Genomic DNA, 24,356 nt, shown 5'->3' with positions numbered 1-24,356 from the left:
CTGTTGGAGATAGCGAAAATCGCAGGAATGGTGACGTGGTCGAAGACGTATATCCGAATTGGGGATGTAAACGCTGCTGATCTTGAAAGCTTTCCACCCTACCTAAAGCGTCTGCTGATTATTGATACGGCTATGAAAGTCATTGGTTTTACTTGGCTTATTATCGTAGCTGTACTACTGAAGTTTAAGTAGTTTGAGGGGGCGACATCCCTTACTTGAAAAGCACTCGGCGTTTCCAATTCGTAGCCTGACGCATCACTAGGTTCCGGTGGGTACGCCGAGGCAAACCTGAGAAATGAAAAAATTTACGAGGCCAGAACTATGACCAGTATCGATACGTGGTCTCCCTGGATCGCTATGATGGCTACAGGAGGGCCAATTTTGCTCGCCGCTGCTGGCATTACTTTTAGTCTTTACCTTAGTCGTCGACACTTGGACTCTATAAAGGAGGCACTGAAAAACAGTCGTTTTATTTATATCTGGGGAACAAGCCTGGGAAAGAGGGGGGTAATCTGGTCGCTTCTGGAAATATCAAAAATTGCCGGAATGGTGACGTTGCCGAAGGCGTCTATTCGCATCGGAGAACTGGACCCAGGCGATCTTGAAAATTTCCCCCCTCATCTAAAACGTCTGTTGACCATCAATATGATGATGTTGATCGGTTCCGTCTTTTGGGCAGCAGTTGCAGCCATATTGGTGGAATTTAGGTAAGTTGAGCGGGCCTCATCCGAGGCCCGCTATCCTGATCAGTCAAACCTCTGCGTACTCATCTGCACCGACCGGCCCCAGGACAAAAACAATGAAAACCCTACCGCCCGTTCACCGCATCGCCTTGCTGTTCAACGGCAGCAAAATCTACGACCGCGGCATCATCGCCGGTATCGGCAACTACCTGAGCAGCACCCGCGCATCCTGGGACCTGTTCCTGGAAGAAGACTTCCTCTGCCGCCTGCGCGGTATCGAGCGTTGGCAGGGCGATGGGATCATTGCTGACTTCGATGACCCGCTGATCGGCGAGGCGCTGGCCGGCAGTCGGCTTCCGGTGGTGGCGGTGGGGGGCTCTTATGAGGACGTCAGCAAGTACCCCAAGGGCATTCCCTATGTGGCCACCGATAACCATGCCCTGATGAAGCTGGCCTACGAGCATCTGGTGGAGGCGGGGTTGACGCGGTTTGCCTGTTTCAGCCTGCCCGAAGCCCAGGCCAATCGGTGGGCCCAGGAGCGTGAGAAAGCTTTTCGCCGCTTGATGCAGCGCGATGGCTTGCAGGTAGAGGTGTATCGCGGCCTGGGCACCAGTGCGCCGTTGTGGGACAGCGCGGTGGAGCAGCAGATTGCCTGGCTGCACAGCTTGCCCAAGCCTATCGGCATTATCGCGGTGACCGATGCCCGCGCCCGGCAATTGCTGCAAGCCTGCCTGACGGCGGGCATTGCGGTGCCTGAGGAGGTGGCGTTGATCGGCATCGACAACGACCCGCTGACCCGCACCCTCACGCGGGTGCCGCTCAGCTCGGTGATCCAGGGCACGGAGACCATGGGCCGTACCGCTGCGGCGCTGTTGCATCAGATGCTGCACGGCAAACCCTGCACGGGCACGCAGGTGCTGGTGCCGCCGGACGCTATCAACGTGCAAGCCTCCAGCCTGCATCAACCCCTGGGCAACCCTTACGTGATGCAGGCCTTGTTGTTTATCCGCCAGTACGCCTGCCAGGGCATCAAGACCGATCAGGTCGCGGCTTATGTCGGTGTTTCCCGCTCGTCCCTGGAAGCGCATTTTCGCAAGGCGCGTGGCTGCAGCGTGCATGATGAGATTTTGCGCTTCAAACTCGCCGCTGCCGCCAAGGGCCTGGAAAACCACAGCCTTGCTATCGCCGACATTGCTGCACGCTGCGGCTTCACCTCTGCGCAGTACCTGCATACGGTGTTTCGCCGCGAATTTGGCTGTACGCCGCGTCAGTATCAGCAGGGCGCGAGCTAGAACACCGCTTTGACTTGCAAGCCCAGCACCAGCGCATTGTCGATGTTCTCCCCGGAAAACGCCCCCGGCTCGATGATGTATTGCACATCCGGGCGCAAGGTCAGCCAAGGCGTGGCCTGGTAGCCATAACTGAGTTCGATCAACTGTTCAGCCGTGTTCAGGTCGGGGTAGGCCGCGCCAGCGTTGAACGCTGCCAGCTCCTGCACATCGCGGCTGCGCGGGTTCGGTACCGCACGGCCATAGCCCAGGGCGACGGTATCGCGCGGGCGACCTTCGAACGGCTTGTACAGCACCACGCCCGCGCCATACCACTTGGTGAACGGCGAAGCCGCTTGGCTGGCGGCAGAGTACTGGCCGAAGGCATGCAGGCTGCGGCCTTGGGATGATGGGGAAGCCCACACAGCTTGGTCGATCAAGAGGTAGTGACCGCCACGTCCGCTGACGTCCTTGTTGCTGCCAATGCGTTTTACATCGGAACTGTCGTAGTAATACCCGAGCTTGTATTCACCGGGCAGTGCGCCCGCATGCTTGTAGATAAGCTCGATGGGCACCACGGTACCGGTGGTGTGCTTGGGCCCCAGGTGCCAGGCACGGCTGGAGTTGCCGTTGCTGGACGGGTCGACATTGAACGCCGCCACGCGCAGTTGCCAGTTGGGCGAAAAGTCGTATTTCACCCGGGCACCGAGGTGCGCGTTCGGGTAGTTGGCCCATTCACTGCCGCCGGACATGTTCAGCGGATGCCCGCAGAAGCCGGCGTTCATGAAGTTGCACAGGATGCCGCTGTCCAGGCCACCGAGGTCATTGCCCATGGCCATATAGCCGAGCTTGACGTTCAGCGCCGGCGTGAACAGGGTGCGCTCGTAGCTCAGTTCGGTGAGGCGCGTGTAGAGGCCACCGTAGTTTTCCTGGATCGGCAGGCGGTTGCCCACCAGGTCCTCGGAGGCGCTGTTGCCGCGTCGGTCGTTGATGGTCAGCTGGATGCGGTCGCCGTTGGTGAAGCCGTAAAGCTTGCCCAGGTCGAACTGCACGCCGAGCTTGACGTTTTGCGAGTAGCGCGCCGAACGGTGCTGGCCGCCGTGGGCGTTGTAGGCGGTCTCGCCACTGTAGTCGCCGGTAAAGCGGATGCCTTGCGCGTCAAGCTCCCGGCGCAGGCCGCCCCAGTCGCCGGTCAGGGTGGTGTCGTCGGCTTGAACGGGCAGGGCGGCCGCAAAGGCCAGGCCCAGCGCCAGGCGCCAGGCGGTATGAGGAGTAGGGGTCATGGGGGATCTTTCCAAACACAAAGCGCGGTGCCGGAGCACCGCGCGAACAGAGGGCGGTTACGGCAGGGCGTAGGCGATCACGTAGTCGCCGCGGTCGGTGGACTGGCGTGCGCCGCCGGCGGTGACGACGATGTATTGCTTGCCGGTTTTGGGCGACACGTAGGTCATCGGCCCGCCCTGGCTGCCGACGGGCAGGCGGGCTTTCCAGATTTCATCGCCATTGCCGCTGTTGAAGGCGCGCAGGTAGAAGTCCTGGGTCCCAGCGATAAAGATCAGGCCGCCTTGGGTGGACAGCGTACCGCCCAGGGTCGGCAGGCCAACCTTGATCGGCAGGTGCATACGAATACCCAGGGGGCCGGTGTCTTCAACGGTGCCCACCGGGACTTGCCAGGCGACCTTTTGCGTCTTCATGTCGATGGCGGTCAAGGTACCGAACGGTGGGGCCTGGCACGGAATGCCGGCCACCGACAGGAAGCGGTTTTTGTTCACCGCATACGGCGTGCCCTTGAGCGGCACGGCGCCCATGCCGGTGTTCAGCGCTTCACCACCGGAAGAGGCCTGGGCCTTGTTCTGCGACGGCACCATCTGGATCCACAGGCCCAGGCGCATGTCATTGACGAAGATAAAACCGTGCACCGGGTCGGTGGAGATGCTGCCCCAGTTCATGCCGCCCAGGGAACCCGGGAAGCTCAGGGATTTATCGGTGCCCGGTGCCGTGTACAGGCCGTCGTAGCGCATGCCCTTGAAGTCGATGCGGCACAGCAACTGGTCATACGGCGTGGCGCCCCACATGTCCGATTCGGTCAGGGTTTGCGCGCCGATCTGCGGCATGCCCACGGATTTCGGCTGGGTCAGGGAATACGGCTCGTTGGGAATGTTCGCGGCTTTAACCGGCACTTCCTGCACGTCCGTCAGCGGCTTGCCGGTGGCGCGGTCGAGCACATAGATCTGCCCGGCCTTGGTGCCGATGACCACGGCCGGTACGGCCTTGTCGCTGCCTGGCGGTGTAAAGTCGATCAGGCTTGGCTGCATCGGCAGGTCGAAGTCCCACAGGTCGTTGTGGACTGTCTGGTAGACCCACTTCTCGGCACCGGTGGAGGCGTCGAGTGCCAGCACCGAAGCGCCGTATTTGTGGTTGAGCTGGGTGCGTTCCACGCCGTAGATATCGGTGGACGAGCTGCCCATCGGCAGGAAGACCGTGTTCATCAGCGGGTCGTAAGACATCGGCGCCCAGCTGTTCGGGGTGCTGCGCACGTAGGTGGCGTCGCCCGTCGGGGCCTGCTTGTCTTCAGGGTTGCCTGGGTCGAACGCCCAGCGCATTTGGCCGGTGATCACGTCAAAGCCACGGATCACGCCACCGGGCATATCGGTCTGCACGTTGTCTGCCACGCGACCGCCGACTACGACGGTGGTGCCGGCCATCAGCGGCGCCGAGGACAGTTGGTAGTAGCTGTCCGGCACATTGCCCAGGCCGGCCTTGAGGTCCACCTGACCGTGGGTGCCGAAGTCTTCGCAGAACTTGCCGGTGTCGGCGTCCACGGCGATCAGGCGTGCATCAATGGTGTTGGTCAAAAGGCGACGCTGGCACTGCGCACCGGCAGGCACGCTGGCGGTAAGGATCGGCGAGCTGTTGGGCTGGGTCGGCTGGGCAATCGGCGCGCTGGCGTCGAAATACGCCATGCCCCGGCAACGCTGCCACACTGCCGATTTGGCGTTGACTTCGTTCTTCCACAGTTCTTTGCCGGTGTCGGCATCCAACGCGATCAGGTTGTTGTGTGGGGTGCAGATAAACACTTTGTTGCCGACCTGCAGGGGCGTCAGCTGGTCTTCGGCACCGTTGCCGTCGCTGATGGCCACGTCGCCGGTGTGGTAGGTCCAGGCGACTTTGAGCTTGTCGATGTTGTCGCGGTTGATCTGGTCCAGCGCGGCGAAACGGCTGCCTCCTTCGGTATTCCCGTAGTGGGCCCAGTCTTTCTGCGCATCGGCCGCAGCCACCGGGGTAATGCCCGGGCCTGCACCGGTGGGCGCAACGCTTGGGTGCGCGACAAACATATTGCCCGCTGCCACCGCCACGCCCAGCGCCAACACGGCGGCGACGCCATAGGCACCCCGCGCCGGTTTGCCGGCCAGCAACGGATACACCAGCGCGACCACCACGCCAATCACCGCAAACATGAACAGTCGCGAGAACAGCGGCCAGTATTCCAGGCCCACGTCGGCCACTGCCCACACGGCGGTAGCCAGCAGAAACGCGGCGAACAACCAGGCGCCAGCAGGTTTGCAGCGGGCAATCAGCAGCCCGGAAATGGCCATGACCACGCCGCCGAGCAGGAAGTACCAAGAGCCTCCCAGGCTGACCAGTTTGGCGCCGCCGACGGCCAGCGCAAGGCCGAGCAGGGCGATGACGACGCCCAGGCCCAGGAGTAAGAATCTAGAGACGCCAGCGGCGCGCGATGCTCGTTTCATGTCGAATGGACTCGAGTGAGAGAGGGCAAAGACGCGATTTTAGCAAGATAAGTAACCGGTTAGTACATTTGAGTCCTGCAATAGACTGTTGCAGGTACTGCGATGATGGGCAGTGCCGCCTCTGAGGACGTTAATCGGTGGTCCAGGCAATCGACAACCTGTGTGGCGAGGGAGCACGCTCCCTCGCCACAGCATCAGAACTTGAAACGCCCCACCAGCCCATTGAGCTGGCCGGAAATATCCGTCAGCCGCCCTGACCCGGTCTGCGCCGAATGCGCAAAGCCTTCCACCAACTGCGCGTCGGCGTGAATTTGGGCGATATGCCGGTTGATCTCTTCGGCCACCTGATGCTGCTCTTCGGCGGCGGTGGCGATCTGGGTGTTCTGGTCGCGAATCGAGTCCACCGAACCACGGATCTTGTCGAAGCTATCGCGGGCCTGCTGGATGCGCGCAACGCTGGTGTTGGACACCAGCAAGCTGCCTTGCATCTGCTGGGTGACTTCCTGAGTGCGGCGGGCGAGGTTGCCCAGCAGGCTGTCGATTTCGCCGGTGGAGTCGGCGGTGCGACGCGCCAACGCACGCACTTCATCGGCCACTACCGCAAAGCCGCGGCCCTGGTCGCCAGCGCGGGCGGCTTCGATTGCGGCGTTGAGCGCCAGCAGGTTGGTCTGTTCGGCAATCGAACGGATGGTGTCGAGGATGGTGTTGATGTTCTGGCTGTCTTGCTCGAGCAACTGCATGGTCTGTGTGGATTTTTGCAGGTCTTCGCTGAGCTTGAGCACGCTGCCGGTGGCTTCGCCGATGTGCTGCTGGCCGGTGTGCACGTCGCGATAGCCCTCATCGGCACTCGTGGCGGCGGCGCTGCATGAACGCGCGACTTCGTTGGCGGTGGCGACCATCTCGTTGAACGCGGTGCTCACCAGTTCCACGGCTTCGCGCTGGCGGCCGGCGGCCTGGTTCATATTGTTGGCCACGGCGCTGGTGTCGGCGGCGGCGGTTTGCAGGTCTGAGGAGGCGTTGCCGATGCGCTGCACCAGTTGCGCGATCATGCTCAGGAACTGGTTGAACCAGCCGGCCAGGCTGGCGGTTTCGTCCTTGCCTTGCACCTTGAGCTGGCGCGTGAGGTCGCCTTCACCTTCGGCGATTTCCTGCAGGCCGTCGGCCACGCCGCGAATCGGGCGCACGATCACACGGGCAAAACTGGCGCCGACGATGGCGAACACCACGGCCAGTACGGCGGCAATCGCCGCGATCAACCACGTCAGGCGGGTGGCACCGGCCATCACTTCGTCACGCTTGATCAGGCCGATAAAGCGCCAGCCCAGGTCTTTGGAACTGACCACGTTAGCCATGTAGGCCACACCGTCGATGCTCACCTCGGTCACGCCATCGCCGTGCTTGGCCAGTTCGGCGTAGTTCGCGCCCAGGCCCGCCAGGGGCTTGAAGTTGTGCGTGGCATCGCTGGGGTCCACCAGCACATTGCCGTCGGCTTCCACCAGCATCAGGTAGCCGCTGTCGCCCAGCTTGATGGTGCGCACCAGCTCGGTGAGTTGCTTGAGCGACACGTCCAGGCCGACTACTCCAAGGATATTGCCCGTGGCATTCGCGACGGTGCGTACGGTGCCGATCAGCACCACATCGTCCGGGGCCCAGTAGTAGGCGCCTGTGCGCACGGTCTTGCCTGGCGCTGCGATGGCGGCCTGGTACCAGGGGCGGGTGCGCGGGTCATATTGGGTCAGTTTGGCGTCGTCCGGCCAACTGGCGTAGCCGCCATCGCTCAGGCCCAGGGACAGGTAGGCGGTGCTGGGGTGGCTTTTGGCGAACTGATCGAAAATTGCCAGTAGTTCGGTGTTGGTTGGCGTAAGCGGGATTTGCGCGGCATCGGCACCGGCATAGCTCTTGAGGTTCTTGGCTGCGATCACGCGCGGGTCTTTGGCGACGAAGTCGACATTCTGGCTGATGCCGTCGAAAAACTGCTGCATGCCATTGTCGATCTGGCGGATCTCGCGGCCGCTGCTGTCGAGGAAGTTGGCCAGCGCACCCTCGCGCAGATTCAGCACCACGATAATGGCGACCAGGATGACCGGCACGCACGCGATGGCCGCAAACGCCCATGTCAGCTTCTGCTTGATATTCATGACTTCACCCGCGGGTATTTATAGTTTTGGCAAGGGGAGAAAAATTAGTGCTGCGTGTCGCAGGCGTTTTTGTGAGAGGCGAGGCCATGCGTACCCTCGGTATATCGGCCGAGGGCGCAGGCACTTGAGCAAGGGTAATCAGGCGATCGGGTCACCGACCAGGGCATCGCGGCGCATCGACTGCAAGTTCTTCTCGATGGTCTCGCAGATGCTTTCCATCTGGATCTGGTGTTCGCTGGAGTTGAACGGGCTTTGCAGGTCGGTGCCGATGCGTTCGATGGCCAGCAGCATGAAGCCCACGACGGTGGAGGCCAGCGGCGTGAACCAGCCGAGGGATTCCACCAGGCCCACCGGCACGATCAGGCAGAACAGCGAAATGAACAGCCGTGGGAAATACACGTAAGGGTAGGGCAGTGGCGTGTTGGCAATCCGCTCCATGCCGCCCTGGGCGTTAGAGAGGTCCACCAGGGTCGACTCCAACCGCGCCAGGCGAATGCTGTCCAGGCGCCCGGCCTGGTATTCGCGCGCCAGCAACGAGGCCGAGCCGGTGAGGATGTCATTGGCGAAGTTATTGGTGGCGCCGTTGCGGGCAAATTCTTCTGCGGGGATAAAAGCTCGCACTTCCTCCGGGCACGGCTGGCCCTTGAGGTGCGCAGCCAGGCAATTGACGTAAGCCACGTGACGGCGCAACAGCGTCGACTTCACCGGGTTCACCTCACCGGGTGCGTCATCGAGCAGGGTCAACACTTGCCGGGCAAAACTGCGCGAGTTGTTGACCATCGCGCCCCACAGCGTGCGTGCTTCCCACCAGCGGTTGTAGGCGCTGCTGTTGCGAAAACTGATCAGCACCACCAGGGCCGAGCCGAGCAAGGTCAGGGGCATCAGCGGCAAATTGATCTTGGCGGTGAGAAACAGCATGAAGTCCACCGTCACTGCCACATCCCACAACAACAGCCAGAACAACGCCCAGCCCACATAGCCCATGGTCTTGATGATCAGGCGGTATTTCTTCAGAAGGGCAGCTTTCAAACGAGAACCTCGCGGCGGGCGGTTGGCAACAATTCCCTGTTACGACGTCGCTGAGAGGGGAAGGTTCGCAGCGTGCTGAATCGATTAGTCCTCTAACCGCCAGGCGGAGGGAATGTAACCAAAGGTTGCACGCAACTGTGTGCCACGGGCATTTGACTGTGGAACAACTTTGGTACTGATGACGTCTTGTCCGGCAATCGCTGTACATTGCGTTCGAGGCGAAAAGCCATTAATGGCAGGATTATTGAAGTGATTTGTTTTGGAGCCGGGCTGCAGGGATTTCGTAGCTGAGATCAGTGGCATCAAGTTGGATGATCAGGGCTCTTTCATGCGTGTCAGTTCGTTGAAGTTGGCTATGTGTAATACCGCGCAAGCGCTCGAACGTCATAAGGATTTTGAATCGTGCATGAGAGCGCATTACCACGTGCTGCTCGTGCCCTATTCGAGACGACCGTTTTTCTACAAGAGTGCCCTTAAATACAGCCGCTTGATGGTGTCGTTTGCATTATTGAGCCAATACTTTTCCACACCGCTGCCGTTGTTGGCAGAAGTTAAAGCCTTGTGCGTAACGCGCAAGTATTGTTCGAAAAACAGCCTGGAATCGATCTTTTTGCTGTTCCAGGCCCTGGGCTTCATGGAGGTTTCGCCGCACCCCGAAGACAGTCGCTTCAGGGTGTATGCACCCTCGGATGAAGCCTGTCGCGAAGCGCGGTTGATGCTCACCGCCCTCACTGAGTCGTTGGCGCTGCTCTACCCCGAGAGGGAAGTGTTCCGGCAGATGCGCGACCTGGATGACCGCGAGTTCCTGGCGCTCTACTTCAAGGGTTTTGCCATGATTCTCGCGGCCGAGTTGACGGTGGATGTCTTGCTGCCCGAATGTTATTGGCTGGTCAAGCGCGACGCCGGCCATCTGTTGATGCTGGCGATCTACAACGACGCCTTTGCCCCCGAGAACGACCGCGCCACCTTCCGGTCGTCTTCCTACCTGGCCTTGGCCAAGCAACTTTCCGTGTCCAAGACCCACATTATCCGTATGGTGCAGGAGGGGGTTGAAAAGGGTTATTTCAAAGCCCACTCCAAAACCCGTCTGGAAGTTCTGCCACCCTTTGCCAGCCTGGTAAAGCGGTTCATGGCCTTTTCATTTGCGATGGGCCTGCATGCTATTGAGATGGGAGCGTAAGGATGCCTGCTAACTTGAAGTTGCGGCCCAGAATGCGCAGTTTGTTGTCACCTGCGGTGGCCCAAGCCGAATGGGTAGGGATTATTGCCTGGGTCGGCATGCTCCTGATTCCGCCGGCCCTGAAGTTGGACCTTTATATGTTGGCCGTCACGGTCGGCCTGCTGATTGTTTGCCGGGTACATGCCACCACCGCGAACTTTCTGCTCTGGCGAGTGCTGGGAGTCACCTATATGGTGTTGTTGTCCGTCGGCTTCGCCTATCTGATTCATTTGAACGAAGATTTGCGTATCTACGGCTTGCCGTTGGCCGTGACCCTGGTGGTGGGCAGTGCGATCTTGTTTATCAGTGTCCAGGATTATCTGGCCGATGCGCTATTGATCTGGCTGATCCTGTGGCCGCCCATGCAGGCGGATATATACGCCGGCACCGAGGTGTATTTGCTGCTGTTCTGCGCGGCGTCGGTGTCCATCGGGTTTATCTTGAGTTACTCCTACTTGAAGAACCTGCGTTCGGTATTGCTGGTGGAAAGCGAGTTTCGCGCCTTGGCCGAGACCGACTACCTGACCTCCATTCTCAACCGGCGCGCCTTTATGCAGAGCTTCGAGAAGTTGCTGGCCGGGGAGCAGGGCGGCTACTTCATCATGTTGGATATCGACAGTTTCAAAGAAAAAAACGACCTGTATGGCCACGACGTCGGGGACAAAATCCTGCGCGCCATGGCCCTGTGCCTGAAAAACGCCAAGGGCAGCCACAGCTTTGGGCGGATCGGCGGGGAAGAGTTCGGCGTGTTATTGCAGGGCGACGATGTGGAGGTGGCCTGTGATTATGCCCTGGACTTGTTGCAGGCGATCCGCAGCAGCGTGCCTGCGCCCCACCATTACACCTGCAGTGCGGGGATGGCGCGTTTTTCGCCAGGCGACGAGTTGTCGGCCGTACTCAAGATGGCGGACAAGAACCTGTACGGCGCCAAGCGCAATGGCAAGGACTGTGTGCACCTGGACGGCGCATTGCTACAGGCGGTCTTGTCCTGACGCGTGCCGTCTAGTGCTGTGACAGAACGCTCGCCAGCAACCCAGGGAAGCGGCTTTCCAGCTCGTCACGGCGCAACGAGTTCATATGGGTGGTGCCCACATTGCGCGTGTGCACCAGGCCGGCATCGCGCAATACCCGGAAGTGATGGGACATGCTGGATTTGGGCCGCCCCCCGTCGAGTTCGCCACAGGTGGCCTCTGGCACGTTGGCCAGGTAGCGCACGATGTCCAGGCGCACGGGGTCGCTCAAGGCGTACAGCACACGCTCAAGCGTCAATTCTTGGGGGGTAGGGTGTTTGAAGGCTCGCATGGGGCGGATCATAACAGGGGGGTAGCTTTCAATACCATAGTTCGATTACCATCGAACTATCGAATCACTCACCCCTTCCTGGAGCTCCCAATGTCGGCCTTGTTCGAACCGTTCAAACTTAAAGACGTGACCTTGCGCAATCGCATTGCTATCCCACCGATGTGCCAATACATGGCCGACGACGGCATGGTCAACGACTGGCACCATGTCCACCTGGCCGGCATGGCCCGTGGCGGTGCCGGCCTGCTGGTGGTCGAGGCCACCGCGGTCGCCCCTGAAGGACGCATCACCCCAGGCTGCGCCGGGATCTGGAGCGACGCCCATGCCCAGGCATTCGTGCCGATGGTCAAGGCCATCAAGGCCGCAGGTTCGGTGCCGGGCATCCAGATTGCCCACGCCGGTCGCAAAGCCAGTGCCAATCGCCCCTGGGAAGGTGATGACCACATCCCGGCCTCTGATTCTCGCAGTTGGGAAACCATCGCCCCGTCTGCCATCGCGTTCGGTGCCAACCTGCCCAACGTACCGCGTGCCATGACCCTGGAAGACATCGCCCGCGTGCAGCAGGACTTCGTCGACGCGGCTCGTCGTGCTCGCGATGCCGGCTTTGAATGGATCGAGCTGCACTTCGCCCACGGCTACCTGGGCCAGAGCTTTTTCTCCGAACACTCCAACCAGCGTACCGATGCCTATGGTGGCAGCTTCGACAACCGCAGCCGCTTCCTCCTCGAAACCCTGGCTGCGGTGCGTGAAGTCTGGCCAGAAAACCTGCCGCTCACCGCTCGGTTCGGTGTGATCGAATACGACGGCCGTGATGAGCAGACCCTCACCGAGTCCATTGAACTGGCCCGCCGTTTCAAGGACGGTGGCCTGGACCTGCTGAGCGTCAGCGTCGGCTTTACCATTCCTGACACCAACATTCCTTGGGGCCCGGCCTTCATGGGCCCGATTGCTGAGCGTGTACGCCGTGAAGCCGGTATTCCGGTGACCTCGGCCTGGGGCTTCGGCACACCGCAACTGGCCCAAGACGCGTTGCAGGCCGGGCACCTGGACCTGGTTTCGGTAGGTCGCGCACATTTGGCCGACCCGCATTGGGCCTACTTTGCCGCCAAGGAGCTGGGCGTAGACAAGTCCTCCTGGACCTTGCCGGCGCCTTACGCGCATTGGCTGGAACGCTATCGCTGAGGTACGCCTGCGCGTTGCATGAGCCACTCGATTGAGTGGCTTTTTTTCGCCTGTTGTTTTTCCCGACCTGCGCGGCTAAAAATAACGAATGAGAACCGATATCAAACGAGAATGCCGTGATATATGATGCGCGGCGAATTCTTGGCAGGTTTGCCGTCCCATCTGGCTCATTCACTAGGTTCCACACCCATGCGTCGTACCCTGATTTCCATCTGTGTGCTCCAGGCGTTTTCCCCCTTCGCGTGGGCAGAGCAGGTGCCTGCCGAGAATGCCAGTATTGAGCTGCAAGCGACCAATGTCACCGCCACTGCGGACCTTGAGTCGGCCCAAGGCCCCGTGCAGGGCTACCACGCCACACGCTCAGCCAGTGCGACGCGCACCGACACCGCCATTCATGAAACTCCACAGTCCATCAGCGTAGTGTCCAAGGACGTGGTCGAAGACCTCGGTGCAACGCGCCTGCAGGATGCCCTCGACTACGCGGGCGGCGTGGGCCGTGCCAACAATTTTGGCGGCCAGGGCCTGACCACCTTTACCGTGCGCGGCTTCACCACCGGTGAGTTCTACCGCAACGGTTTCCCGATCAACCGCGGTTATCCGAACATGCCGGACGCCAACACCATCGAGCGTCTGGAAGTGCTGCGCGGCCCCGCGACCATGCTCTACGGCCGTGGCGATCCAGGCGGTACCTTCAACGTGGTGTCCAAGCAGCCGCTGGCTGAACGTACCGTCACCCTGGGCAGCCAGCTCAATGACCAGGGCATGAAGCGCGGCACCCTGGATGCCTCCGGCCCGCTGGATGAAGAAGGCCGCCTGGCCTATCGCCTGAACGTGGTGGGCGAGGGCGGCGACACCTTCCGCGATCACGTCGAGACGGAACGCTACGGCGTGACGCCGGTGATCACCTGGCAGGCCACCGATGACACCAAGGTGACCTTCGAAGGCGATTTCATGCGCAACAACCACCCGCTGGACCGTGGCCTGACGCGCTTCCCCAACCAGCGCGGCACGCCCTCGCGTGATACGTTCTGGGGCGACAAGGACGCTGGCAAGCTGCACAACGACAACAACATGGCGCAGTTGCGTTTCGAGCATGCACTGAGCGACAACTGGACCCTGGGCGGCGGTTTTCAGTGGTTGGACGGTAGCTTGAAAGGCAATGCTATCGAAGCCAACGGACGGGATAGCCTGGGCGCCGATGGCCGCACCCTGCAACGCAACTTCAACTATCGCAAGCTGGAATGGACCGACAAGGATTACCAGCTCAACTTGACCGGGCACTTCTCCACTGGCGGCTTCGATCACACGCTGCTCACCGGTATCGAGTACGAGGATTACGACTACAAATCGATCATCCAGCGTTCAAGCGCCGTTGCGGGTACTTACCCGATCAATATCTTTGATCCGGTGTACGGTCAAACCCGTCCGGCGCTGACCCGTACGCCGACCCATGATAAAGAGAACCTCAAGACCTACGCCGCTTTCGTGCAGGACCAGGTTGCCCTCACTGAGCGTTTGAAAGTACTGGCCGGTGCGCGCTTTGAGCGTTTCGAGCACGATTACCAGAACTATGTAGGTAAAAGCTGGCAGGCCGCGGACAACGCCGTCACCCCGCGTGTGGGTGTGATCTACGACCTCACCGACACCGTCGCGGTGTATGCCGATGCCGCGCGTTCGTTCAAGCCCAACACCGGTGCTAGCCGCGAAGGTGTTAGTTTTGCGCCGGAGAAAGGCAAATCCTACGAGATGGGCATTAAATGGGAAGCGCTTGACCGCCAACTGAGCATCGACGCCGCTATCTACCAGATCGAAAAGAAAAACGTGCTGGCTGTCGACCCGGCTGATACCACCAACACCTTCAACGTCGCAGCTGGCCAGGTGCGCAGTCGCGGGTTCGACCTCAACGTGGCAGGCAACCTCACACCCGAATGGCGCGTGATCGGCGGCTACGCCTATGTGGATGCCGAAGTTACTCGCGACACCACCCTGCGCTCCGGCACTCGCTTGATGAACATCCCGCGCAACAGCTTCAGCCTGCTCAACGTCTACGAGTTCCAGGACGGCGCGCTCAAAGGCCTGGGCCTGGGCGTCGGCGGCAAGTACGTCGACCAGCGCGCCGGCCAGACTGCTAACACGGCATTCTCCATGGACGCTTATACCGTGGTCGACTTGCTCGGCTACTACAAGGTCAATGAGCGGGTGCGTCTGAACCTGGATGTGAAGAACCTGTTCAACCGCGAGTATGAAGAGGGCGCGTTCGGCAATATCTACGCCTACCCCGGTGCACCGCGTACCGTGCAGGTGGGCATCGCCTATACCCTATGATGAACAACTGCGATATGTGGGAGCTGGCTTGCCCGCGATGACGGCCTGCCAACCGACGCCCACTACCTGACACCCCACGGGTCCAACTGTGGGAGCTGGCTTGCCTGCGATGGCGGCCTGCCAACCGACGCCTACTACCTGACACCCCGCGAACCAACTGTGGGAGCTGGCTTGCCTGCGATGGCGGCCTGCCAGTCGACACCTATCTACCTGACGTCCCGCGATCCAACTATGCGGGCCTGCTCGCGAAGACGGCCTGACAGGCGACCGGTCTTGTCCAACACTTTGGCCGCCTGTGAGGGCGCTATCGCAGGCAAGCCAGCTCCCACATTTGGATCTAGGGCGCGCCAGGTAGATAGGCATCGGCTGGTAGGCCGTCACGGGAGCCAGCTCCCTCGCCACAGTGCCCTGCCTCCTATTCACCTGTCAGGTTTGACAGTAGACACTGGCCCTTGATCGAGGGATGTTTGCCCCTAACGTGCCAGCGCAGCAGTCGGCGCTCATTGCTTTTCGAAGCCACGCTTAATAGGGATATTAAAAATGGAACGGGAACTGATCGACGAAGTTGAAGAACTGATCAAAAAGACTAACGATGCCGAGCGTCTGTTCACCCGATATGCCACCAAGTGCTACACATCAGCTTTGCAAAAATATGCCAAGGAGATCAGCGAAACCTCCTATACCTATCTGCTGGCCGAGCTGGCCGAAAGTTCGCTGAGTTCGGAAATTCTTGGCCGCCCAGGCGCCAATATCAGCCTGGTCAGGATCGAGATAGAGGAGGTCATGCTCGAAGCCGATGTCATCAAGAAACTCAAGCGGGCCGAAACCCATTACCTGGAAACCCTGGAATCGGTGCGCAAGTTCGAAGACCTAAAACGCTTCGAAAAAATGCAGGACACGTCCGATATCGTCCGCTCGATAAAACTCGGGGTGTCACGGTTCAATATCCTGTTTGTCATTCTGCTGATCGGCGGGTTGACCTGGGCGGCGATCAATCTGCCTAAAGAGGCCTTGGCATTGATTTCCGCGGCGATCGGCGGCGCCATCACTCACTTGCTGTCCGAGCGCCAGGCCGTCCTGGCGCTGAAAAAAGAGGGCGATAACACCTGCCCCAGGGCCAACAATAACAGTCAGGAATGACGCGGGCTCACAACGGCGTCAACACGTTCATCACCGTATCCAGCGCCACTCGGGTGTCATCCAGTTGCACCAGCGACGCATGCCGCGCACCTAGGGCATCGCGGTTCTGGATCGCCGTGAGAATCGCTTTATGCCGAGGCAGACTCAGGCCCTGGATATCCGGGCGGCGGTTGGTGATGTTGATCGACTCGCGCAACGGCAGCGAGAGCATGTTGCACATATAGGCGAGCAGGTCGTTGCGGGTGGCGTCGGCAATCGCCCGGTGGAAGTCCAGGTCGGCCTGTAGCAGCTCCTCGTGGGTCTTGGCGGTTTCCATGCCCTGGTAGGCGTGTTCGATGGTGGCGATGTCTTCATCGGTGGCGGTGGTCGCGGCCATGGCGGCGATTTCCGGTTCGAGGATGCGGCGCACCCCGGCCAGGGTGTTGAAGAACTCGCTGTGGGGCGTGGACTGCATCAACCAGGACAGCACGTCCGGGTCGAGCAGGTGCCATTTCAAGCGTGGCCGTACCACCGCGCCCACCCGTGGCTTGGAATACACCAGGCCCTTGGCGCTGAGCACTCGCGTGGCTTCGCGCAATACCGAGCGGCTGACCTGGTATTCCTCGCACAGCGTGGCTTCCATGGGCAACCGTTCCTCGGGCTTGAAGCGACCGGAAACGATGTGCATGCCCAAGTCCTGAACGATCTGGGCATGCTGGCTCTTGCGCGGCTTGGGCGGCTGGTGATCCATAACGACGGGGAGGCTCTGGCTTAGATTCGCCGCATCATAGCATCCCAATTAGTGGGAATGCCGTGGGACTTCCGCCCCGCGACAGCCCACCAGGAAGTCAAAGTCACAGCCTTGGTCGGCTTGTAGCACATGGTCGATGTACAGCTGGCGATAGCCGCCGACGATGAGGTTTTGTGCTGGGGGCAGGTCGGCCATGCGCGCTGCCAGCTCGGCGTCTGGAATGTCCAGGTGCAGGCGGCCATTGGCGCAATCGAGTTCGATCCAGTCACCTTCCTTCACTGTCGCCAATGGCCCGCCGGCAGCGGCTTCCGGGGCCACGTGCAACACCACGGTGCCGTAGGCGGTGCCGCTCATGCGCGCATCGGAAATGCGCACCATGTCCGTCACACCCTGGGCCAGCAGCTTGGCCGGCAAGCCCATGTTGCCGACTTCGGCCATGCCGGGGTAACCCTTGGGGCCGCAGTTTTTCATGACCAAAATCGAGTTGGCATCCACGTCCAGCTCCGGGTCGTTGATGCGTGCCTTGTACATGTCGAAGTTCTCGAACACCACGGCGCGGCCACGGTGCTGCATCAGTTCGGGGCTCGCGGCCGAAGGCTTGAGCACCGCGCCCAGGGGCGCGAGGTTGCCACGCAGCACGCAGATGCCGCCGTCGGCGCGGATCGGGTTGTCAAGGGTACGGATCACTTCGTCCTGGCCGTAGATCGGTGAGTCCTGGGTGTTCTCGCCCAGAGACTTGCCGTTGACCGTCAAGGCGTTGGGGTGCGGGATCAGGTTGGCTTCACCCAGGCGGCGCAGCACGGCGGGCAGGCCACCGGCGTAGTAGAACTCTTCCATCAGGAAGCGCCCGGAGGGTTGCAGGTCGACAATGGTCGGCATGCCGCGGCCGATGCGGGTCCAGTCATCCAGGTCGAGTTCGACCCCGATGCGCCCGGCGATGGCTTTCAAGTGAATCACCGCGTTGGTCGAGCCGCCGATGGCTGCGTTCACCCGAATCGCGTTTTCAAAGGCTTCCTTGGTGAGGATCTTCGACAGCTTCAAGTCTTCACGCACCATCTCCACGGCGCGCATGCCCGACATATGCGCCAGTACATAGCGGCGCGCATCCACGGCCGGAATCGCCGCGTTGTGGGGCAGGGACGTGCCCAATGCCTCGGCCATGCAGGCCATGGTGGAGGCCGTGCCCATGGTGTTGCAGGTGCCCGCCGAGCGCGACATGCCGCCCTCGGCCGCGAGGAAGTCATCCAGGGTGATGGTGCCGGCCTTGACCTGTTCGCTGAGCTGCCACACCACCGTGCCCGAACCGATGTCCTGGCCCTTGTGCTTGCCGTTGAGCATCGGCCCGCCGGTGACCACGATGGCCGGCACATCACAACTGGCCGCGCCCATCAGCAGCGCCGGGGTGGTCTTGTCGCAGCCGGTGAGCAGTACCACGCCATCAATCGGATTACCGCGAATCGCTTCTTCCACATCCATGCTCGCCAGGTTGCGAGTGAGCATGGCGGTAGGGCGCAGGTTGGATTCGCCATTGGAAAACACCGGGAACTCCACCGGGAAGCCTCCGGCCTCGATCACGCCACGCTTGACGTGCTCGGCGATTTGGCGGAAGTGCGCGTTGCACGGCGTCAGCTCCGACCAGGTGTTGCAGATGCCGATGATCGGCTTGCCATGGAACTGATGGTCGGCAATGCCTTGGTTCTTCATCCAGCTGCGGTACATGAAACCGTTCTTGTCGGCGGTACCGAACCACTGGGCAGAGCGTAGGCCGGGCTTTTTGTCAGGCATGATCGATTCTCTTATTGTATGACTATATGTTCTATGCGTGCTTAAACATAAGCGCAAAATCGCCGCTTTGGAAGTGTTGTTTTGCAAATAGTCATACTATATAGTCGGTCTCAACTGAGGTATGGCCCTGGCGGATTTCGTCAGAGGCGTCCCCCGAGCTTCTATAAAAACAACAATCGGAGATCGACCCCATGAGCCAGGAACTGCGGCTTATTCGGCGCATCACGCTGAAACTGATTCCCTTCCTGATCCTGCTGTACCTGATCGCCTACGTGGACCGTTCCGCCGTAGGGTTCGCCAAGCTGCACATGGGCGCTGACGTGGGCATCGGCGACGCCGCCTATGGCCTCGGTGCCGGGTTGTTCTTCATTGGCTATTTCCTGTTCGAGATTCCCAGCAACCTGATGCTCGACCGCTTCGGCGCCCGGCGCTGGTTTGCGCGCATCATGATCACCTGGGGCGCCATCACCATCGGCATGGCGTTCGTGCAAGGGCCGCACAGCTTCTATGTGATGCGCTTTTTGCTGGGCGCGGCGGAGGCGGGGTTCTTTCCCGGCGTGCTGTACTACATCACCCAGTGGTTCCCGGTGCGCCATCGCGGAAAAATCCTCGGGCTGTTCATCCTCTCCCAACCGATTGCAATGATGATCACCGGCCCGGTGTCCGGCGGTTTGCTCGGCATGGACGGCATCCTCGGCCTGCATGGCTGGCAGTGGCTGTTCATCGTGATCGGCACCCCGGCGATCCTGCTGACCTGGCCGGTGCTGCGTTACCTGCCGGACGGCCCCCAAAAGGTCAACTGGATGAGCGAGGAAGAAAAAGCCTGGCTCACCGGCGAGCTGCACAAAGACCTGCAAGCCTACGGCCAGACGCGCCACGGCAACCCCTTGCATGCGCTCAAGGACAAGCGCGTGTTGCTGCTGGCGCTGTTCTACCTGCCGGTGACCCTGAGCATCTACGGCCTCGGCCTGTGGTTGCCGACCCTGATCAAGCAGTTTGGCGGCAGCGACCTCACCACCGGCTTCATCTCCGCCGTGCCCTATATCTTCGGCATCATCGGCCTGTTGATCATCCCGCGCAGTTCCGACCGTTTGAACGACCGTTACGGCCATCTCGCCGTGCTCTATGTATTGGGCGCCATCGGCCTGTTCTGCAGCGCCTGGCTTACCGTGCCAGTGCTGCAAATGGCCGCGCTGTGCCTGGCGGCGTTTGCAATGTTTTCCTGCACCGCCGTGTTCTGGACCCTGCCGGGGCGCTTCTTTGCCGGCGCCAGTGCGGCGGCCGGTATTGCCTTGATCAACTCGGTGGGCAACCTCGGCGGTTATATCGGCCCGTTCGTGATCGGTGCGCTCAAGGAGTACACCGGCAACCTGGCCTCAGGCTTGTATTTCTTATCCGGTGTGATGGTGTTCGGCTTGCTGCTGACCCTCGTGGTCTATCGCTTGTTGGAACGCAAGCACGTGCTGCCCGTCGACCAATTCGCCGCCAGCGCCCGTGGCGCCACACGCACTTAAATCCAGGAGAACCTGCATGCGTTTAGTTCAGTTCGAGTTGAGCAACGGTGAGCGCCGCGTCGGCGTGGTAGAAGGCAACCAGGTGCGCGAAGTGCGCGGCGCCCACAGCGTGCGTGAACTGGCGCTGGCCGCCATCGAAGCCGGCAGCAAGTTGCAGCAACAGGTGCAAGCCCTCGGCCTGGGCGCCAGCCACGACTACACCGCCTTGTTGGCGGAACACAAAATCCTGCCGCCGCTGGACCACCCGGACCCGGCCCACATGCTGATCAGCGGCACCGGCCTCACCCACCTGGGCAGTGCCTCGGCCCGCGACAAGATGCACCAGCAGGCCGGCGACGACAGCGCGATGACCGACACCATGCGCATCTTCAAATGGGGCGTGGAGGGCGGCAAACCAGGCGCCGGCCAGGCCGGTGTGCAACCAGAGTGGTTCTACAAAGGCGATGGCAGCATCGTCGTGCGCCCGGGCCAGGCCTTCCCGGTGCCGCCGTTTGCCGAAGACGCCGGTGAAGAACCGGAAATCGGCGGCCTCTATGTGATCGGGCATGACCGTAAACCCTATCGCCTGGGCTTTGCGGTGGGCAACGAGTTCTCCGACCATGTGATGGAGCGCAAGAACTACCTGTACCTGGCCCATTCCAAGCTGCGCAGTTGCAGCTATGGCCCGGAGCTGCGCGTGGGCGAACTGCCCGAGCATCTGGCGGGCACCAGCCGCATCCTGCGCAACGGCGAGGTGATCTGGCAGAACGAATTCCTCAGTGGCGAGGCCAATATGTGCCATAGCCTGGAAAACCTCGAATACCACCACTTCAAATACAGCCAGTTCCTCAAGCCGGGCGATGTGCACATTCACTTCTTCGGCACCGCCACCTTGTCATTCGCCGACGGTATACGTACCCAGCCGGGCGATGTGTTCGAGATCAGCCAGGCTGAATTCGGCGCGCCGTTGATCAACGGTATCGGCAGCAGCGATGCGGCATTTGAACCCGGCCAAGTCACCCCCCTTTAAGGAGATCAACATGACCCAGTTCCTCGGCCACAACTACATCGGCGGCCAGCGCAGCGCCAATGGCAGCATCAAGCTGCAAAGCATCGATGCCAATACCGGCGAAGCCTTGCCCCAGGATTTCTACCAGGCTACCGCGCAGGAAGTGGACGCCGCCGCCCAGGCCGCGGCCCAGGCGTACCCGGCCTATCGCGCCTTGAGCGCCGCACGGCGTGCGCAGTTTCTGGATGCGGTGGCCGATGAGCTGGACGCCTTGGGCGATGACTTCGTCGAACTGGTCTGCCGCGAAACCGCATTGCCGGCCGCGCGCATCAAAGGCGAGCGCGGGCGTACCAGCGGCCAAATGCGTTTGTTCGCCACGGTGCTGCGCCGCGGTGACTTCTACGGGGCGCGTATCGATAAGGCCCTGCCAGAGCGCCAGCCGCTGCCGCGCCCAGACCTGCGCCAGTACCGCATCGGCCTCGGCCCGGTGGCGGTGTTTGGCGCCAGCAACTTCCCGCTGGCGTTTTCCACCGCCGGTGGCGACACCGCTGCCGCGCTGGCCGCCGGCTGCCCGGTGGTGTTCAAGGCCCACAGCGGGCACATGGCGACCGCCGAGCGCGTGGCCGATGCGATCATTCGTGCCGCCGAGGCCACCGAGATGCCGGCGGGCGTGTTCAATATGATCTTTGGCGGCGGCGTCGGTGAGGCGCTGGTCAAGCACCCGGCGATCCAGGCGGTGGGCTTTACCGGCTCACTCAAAGGCGGCCGCGCCCTGTGCGACATGGCAGCGGCGCGCCCGCAACCGATTCCGGTATTTGCCGAGATGTCGAGCATCAACCCGGTGATCGTGCTGCCCCAGGCGCTGCAAGCCCGCGCCGACAGCATCGCCCGCGACCTGACCGCCTCGGTGGTACAAGGCTGCGGCCAGTTCTGCACCAACCCAGGCCTGGTGATCGGTATCGCCTCGCCTGCGTTCACCGCGTTCACTCAGCAGGTCGCACAATTGATCGGCGAGCAACCGGCGCAAACCATGCTTAATGCCGGCACCCTGGGCAGCTACGGCAAGGGCCTGGAAAAACTCCGGTCTCACCCGGCCATCCAGCATCTGGCGGGCAGCGCGCAATCGGGCAATCAGGCGCAACCGCAACTGTTCAAGGCGGATGTGCGTCTGTTGATTGACGGCGACGAAGTGCTGCAGGAAGAAGTGTTTGGCCCCACCACGGTGTTCGTCGAAGTGGCTGATCAGGCGCAGCTCAGCGCCGCCCTGCAGGGGCTGCACGGGCAATTGACCGCCACGCTCATCGGCGAACCGGCCGACCTGCAACAGTTCACCGAACTCACGCCCCTGCTGGAGCAGAAAGTCGGGCGCATCCTCCTCAACGGTTACCCCACTGGCGTGGAGGTGTGCGATTCCATGGTTCACGGCGGGCCGTACCCGGCGACTTCCGACGCCCGTGGCACCTCGGTCGGCACTTTGGCTATCGACCGTTTCCTGCGCCCGGTGTGCTTCCAGAACTACCCTGATAGCCTGCTGCCCGACGCGTTGAAAAACGCCAACCCCTTGCGTATTCAGCGGCTGGTAAATGGCACGCCATCGCGTGAATCGCTGTAACTGATCAGGAGGCTTCATGTCGTTGAGCGCAGTCACCCCGCACCGTGCCCGGTTGGGCGAAGGGCCGTTCTGGGATGTACCGACCCAGGCCCTGTATTGGGTGGATATCGCCGCCCGCCAGGCGCTGCGCCTGATGGGCGGGCAGTTGCAGGTGTGGCAGTTGCCCGAGCACGTCTCGGCGTTCATCCCCTGTGAACGCGGCGATGCGTTGGTGACCTTGAGCAGCGGCGTGTATCGCCTGGACCTGGCCACCGAAGCCTTGACCCTGCTGTGCGTAGCCGACCCGCAAGCGGGCAACCGCGGCAATGAAGCACGTTGCGATGCCCTGGGCCGGCTGTGGTTGGGCACCATGCAGAACAACATCGGCGAGCAGGGCGAAGACCTGCCGATTACCCGGCGCTCCGGTGGTTTGTTTCGCATCGATGCCGATGCGCGGGTCACGCCGTTGCTGACGGGGCTGGGCATTCCCAACACCTTGCTTTGGAACGAGGAGGGCAGCCAGGTGCATTTCGGCGACAGCATGGACGGTACGCTCTATCAGTATTCGATCCAGGCTGACGGCCAACTCGGCGCCGCCCAGGCCTGGTTCGGGCCGCACACACGCGGCGGGCCGGATGGCTCAGCCATGGACGCCGACGGCTACATCTGGAACGCGCGCTGGGACGGCAGTTGCCTGCTGCGGCTAACGCCCTTGGGTGAGGTGGATCGCATCATCGAACTGCCGGTCAGCCGTCCCACCAGTTGCGTGTTCGGTGGGCCCGAGCTCACCACGCTGTACATCACCAGTGCCGCGAGTCCCTTGGGGCATCCGTTGGATGGTGCGGTACTGGCGATTGAAATGGATGTTCCCGGAAAACCCTGTCACCGCTTCGCCGGATAACGTGTAGGAGCGGGCTTGCCCGCGAAAAACGTCAACGATAACGCGTTCATGCTGAATGAACGCGTCACCCTCGGGTTTTTCGCGAGCAAGCTCGCTCCTACAACGTTCTACCTAAAACAACAACAAGGAGTCACCCGTATGAATCGTCGTCGTGGTTTGCGTTCCCTGTGCTGCGCCGCTGTGGCGGTCTCGGCCATGAGCTTGAGCGGCCTGTTGCTGGCCGCTGAAGAAGTGAAAATCGGTTTTCTGGTCAAGCAGGCCGAAGAGCCCTGGTTCCAGACGGAGTGGGCGTTTGCGGAAAAAGCCGCCCAGGACAAAGGCTTCAAACTCATCAAGATCGCGGTGCCGGACGGCGAGAAAACCCTCTCGGCCATCGACAGCCTGGCCGCCAACGGCGCCAAAGGCTTCGTGATCTGCCCGCCGGACGTGTCCCTGGGCCCGGCCATTGTGGCCAAAGCCAAGGCCAACGGCTTGAAAGTGATGGCCGTGGATGATCGCTTTGTCGATGCCAAGGGCAACTTCATGGAAGACGTGCCGTACTTGGGCATGGCCGCATTTGAGGTGGGCCAGAAGCAGGGCGCCGCCATGGCCGCCGAAGCGAAAAAACGCGGTTGGGACTGGAAGGACACCTACGCGGTGATCAACACCTTCAACGAACTCGACACCGGCAAGAAGCGCACCGACGGCTCGATCAAATCCCTGGAAGAGGCTGGCATGCCTAAAGATCACATCCTCACCGCCCCCCTGAAAACCCTCGACGTGCCAGGCAGTATGGACGCCACCAACTCGGCGCTGGTCAAACTGCCAGGTAG

The 24,356-nt window shown here is 61.3% G+C and carries 18 protein-coding genes and 3 pseudogenes; 13 read left to right on the top strand and 8 right to left on the bottom strand.

Annotated elements, in window-relative coordinates; all coding sequences use genetic code 11:
• The 3 genes and pseudogenes from GIW04_RS12405 to GIW04_RS12395 form a co-directional block, all read left to right on the top strand.
• Positions 1-192: pseudogene (locus GIW04_RS12405) on the top strand (hypothetical protein); the annotation flags it as partial.
• Between the two features lie 129 nt (positions 193-321).
• Positions 322-711, top strand: a complete 390-nt coding sequence (locus tag GIW04_RS12400; protein ID WP_120248327.1) for a hypothetical protein — start codon at positions 322-324, stop codon at positions 709-711.
• Positions 712-799: 88 nt separating this feature from the next.
• Positions 800-1,975: a XylR family transcriptional regulator gene (locus GIW04_RS12395; protein ID WP_003190535.1), complete on the top strand. Its 1,176-nt coding sequence runs from the start codon at positions 800-802 to the stop codon at positions 1,973-1,975.
• Here the strand turns inward: GIW04_RS12395 and GIW04_RS12390 are convergent.
• From GIW04_RS12390 to GIW04_RS12375, 5 genes and pseudogenes are all read right to left on the bottom strand, one after another.
• Positions 1,972-3,234 (bottom strand): carbohydrate porin, encoded by a 1,263-nt coding sequence (locus GIW04_RS12390; protein ID WP_120248326.1) that lies wholly within the window; start codon positions 3,232-3,234, stop codon positions 1,972-1,974. The two genes, GIW04_RS12395 and GIW04_RS12390, sit on opposite strands and share 4 nt — an antisense overlap.
• 57 nt (positions 3,235-3,291) lie before the next feature.
• Complete coding sequence (locus tag GIW04_RS12385) at positions 3,292-5,700, bottom strand: glucose/quinate/shikimate family membrane-bound PQQ-dependent dehydrogenase (RefSeq protein ID WP_120248325.1); 2,409 nt, start codon at positions 5,698-5,700, stop codon at positions 3,292-3,294.
• A gap of 194 nt (positions 5,701-5,894) precedes the next feature.
• Positions 5,895-6,431, bottom strand: a pseudogene (locus GIW04_RS31465) (methyl-accepting chemotaxis protein); the annotation flags it as partial.
• Between the two features lie 327 nt (positions 6,432-6,758).
• A pseudogene (locus GIW04_RS31460) lies at positions 6,759-7,838 on the bottom strand (HAMP domain-containing protein); the annotation flags it as partial.
• A 138-nt stretch (positions 7,839-7,976) separates the two neighbouring features.
• Positions 7,977-8,867 (bottom strand): bestrophin family protein, encoded by an 891-nt coding sequence (locus GIW04_RS12375; RefSeq protein ID WP_003190542.1) that lies wholly within the window; start codon positions 8,865-8,867, stop codon positions 7,977-7,979.
• A 328-nt stretch (positions 8,868-9,195) separates the two neighbouring features.
• On the opposite strand from GIW04_RS12375, the gene GIW04_RS12370 reads away from it, so the two are divergent.
• Positions 9,196-10,047, top strand: coding sequence for a hypothetical protein (locus GIW04_RS12370; protein ID WP_183043781.1), 852 nt, complete (start codon positions 9,196-9,198; stop codon positions 10,045-10,047).
• A gap of 2 nt (positions 10,048-10,049) precedes the next feature.
• A complete protein-coding gene (locus GIW04_RS12365) occupies positions 10,050-11,078 on the top strand; it encodes a GGDEF domain-containing protein (protein ID WP_183043780.1) in 1,029 nt (342 codons plus the stop codon).
• Between the two features lie 10 nt (positions 11,079-11,088).
• Here the strand turns inward: GIW04_RS12365 and GIW04_RS12360 are convergent, their stop codons facing one another.
• A complete protein-coding gene (locus tag GIW04_RS12360) occupies positions 11,089-11,388 on the bottom strand; it encodes an ArsR/SmtB family transcription factor (protein WP_003190545.1) in 300 nt (99 codons plus the stop codon).
• 90 nt (positions 11,389-11,478) lie between these two features.
• Between GIW04_RS12360 and GIW04_RS12355 the strand changes: the two genes are divergently transcribed.
• From GIW04_RS12355 to GIW04_RS12345, 3 genes are all read left to right on the top strand, one after another.
• A complete protein-coding gene (locus GIW04_RS12355) occupies positions 11,479-12,570 on the top strand; it encodes an NADH:flavin oxidoreductase/NADH oxidase (RefSeq protein ID WP_120248322.1) in 1,092 nt (363 codons plus the stop codon).
• Between the two features lie 189 nt (positions 12,571-12,759).
• Positions 12,760-14,895, top strand: a complete 2,136-nt coding sequence (locus tag GIW04_RS12350) for a TonB-dependent siderophore receptor (protein WP_120248376.1) — start codon at positions 12,760-12,762, stop codon at positions 14,893-14,895.
• A 540-nt stretch (positions 14,896-15,435) separates the two neighbouring features.
• Complete coding sequence (locus tag GIW04_RS12345; protein ID WP_003190550.1) at positions 15,436-16,035, top strand: hypothetical protein; 600 nt, start codon at positions 15,436-15,438, stop codon at positions 16,033-16,035.
• 7 nt (positions 16,036-16,042) lie between these two features.
• Here the strand turns inward: GIW04_RS12345 and GIW04_RS12340 are convergent, their stop codons facing one another.
• Positions 16,043-16,765 carry a FadR/GntR family transcriptional regulator gene (locus GIW04_RS12340; protein WP_003190551.1) on the bottom strand — a complete coding sequence of 241 codons (723 nt, stop codon included), beginning with the start codon at positions 16,763-16,765 and terminating at the stop codon, positions 16,043-16,045.
• A 48-nt stretch (positions 16,766-16,813) separates the two neighbouring features.
• On the bottom strand, positions 16,814-18,550 hold the full coding sequence (locus GIW04_RS12335; protein WP_019817288.1) for an IlvD/Edd family dehydratase: 1,737 nt from the start codon (positions 18,548-18,550) through the stop codon (positions 16,814-16,816).
• A gap of 191 nt (positions 18,551-18,741) precedes the next feature.
• Between GIW04_RS12335 and GIW04_RS12330 the strand changes: the two genes are divergently transcribed.
• The 5 genes from GIW04_RS12330 to GIW04_RS12310 all read left to right on the top strand — a co-directional run.
• Positions 18,742-20,064 carry an MFS transporter gene (locus GIW04_RS12330; protein WP_003190554.1) on the top strand — a complete coding sequence of 441 codons (1,323 nt, stop codon included), beginning with the start codon at positions 18,742-18,744 and terminating at the stop codon, positions 20,062-20,064.
• Positions 20,065-20,080: 16 nt separating this feature from the next.
• A complete protein-coding gene (gene araD1 / locus GIW04_RS12325) occupies positions 20,081-21,073 on the top strand; it encodes an AraD1 family protein (RefSeq protein WP_120248321.1) in 993 nt (330 codons plus the stop codon).
• 10 nt (positions 21,074-21,083) lie between these two features.
• Positions 21,084-22,664, top strand: coding sequence for an aldehyde dehydrogenase (NADP(+)) (locus GIW04_RS12320; protein WP_120248320.1), 1,581 nt, complete (start codon positions 21,084-21,086; stop codon positions 22,662-22,664).
• 16 nt (positions 22,665-22,680) lie between these two features.
• Positions 22,681-23,544 carry an SMP-30/gluconolactonase/LRE family protein gene (locus GIW04_RS12315; protein ID WP_120248319.1) on the top strand — a complete coding sequence of 288 codons (864 nt, stop codon included), beginning with the start codon at positions 22,681-22,683 and terminating at the stop codon, positions 23,542-23,544.
• A 138-nt stretch (positions 23,545-23,682) separates the two neighbouring features.
• Positions 23,683-24,356: substrate-binding domain-containing protein (locus GIW04_RS12310; protein ID WP_236478992.1), on the top strand; the 674-nt coding region annotated here is incomplete at its 3' end.

It is taken from the genome of Pseudomonas sp. PA-4-8C, from assembly GCF_021606625.1.
Classification (GTDB): Bacteria; Pseudomonadota; Gammaproteobacteria; order Pseudomonadales; family Pseudomonadaceae; genus Aquipseudomonas; species Aquipseudomonas lactis.
The sequence above is the reverse complement of the archived record's forward strand: the minus strand, read 5'-3'. Positions and strand labels throughout refer to the sequence as shown.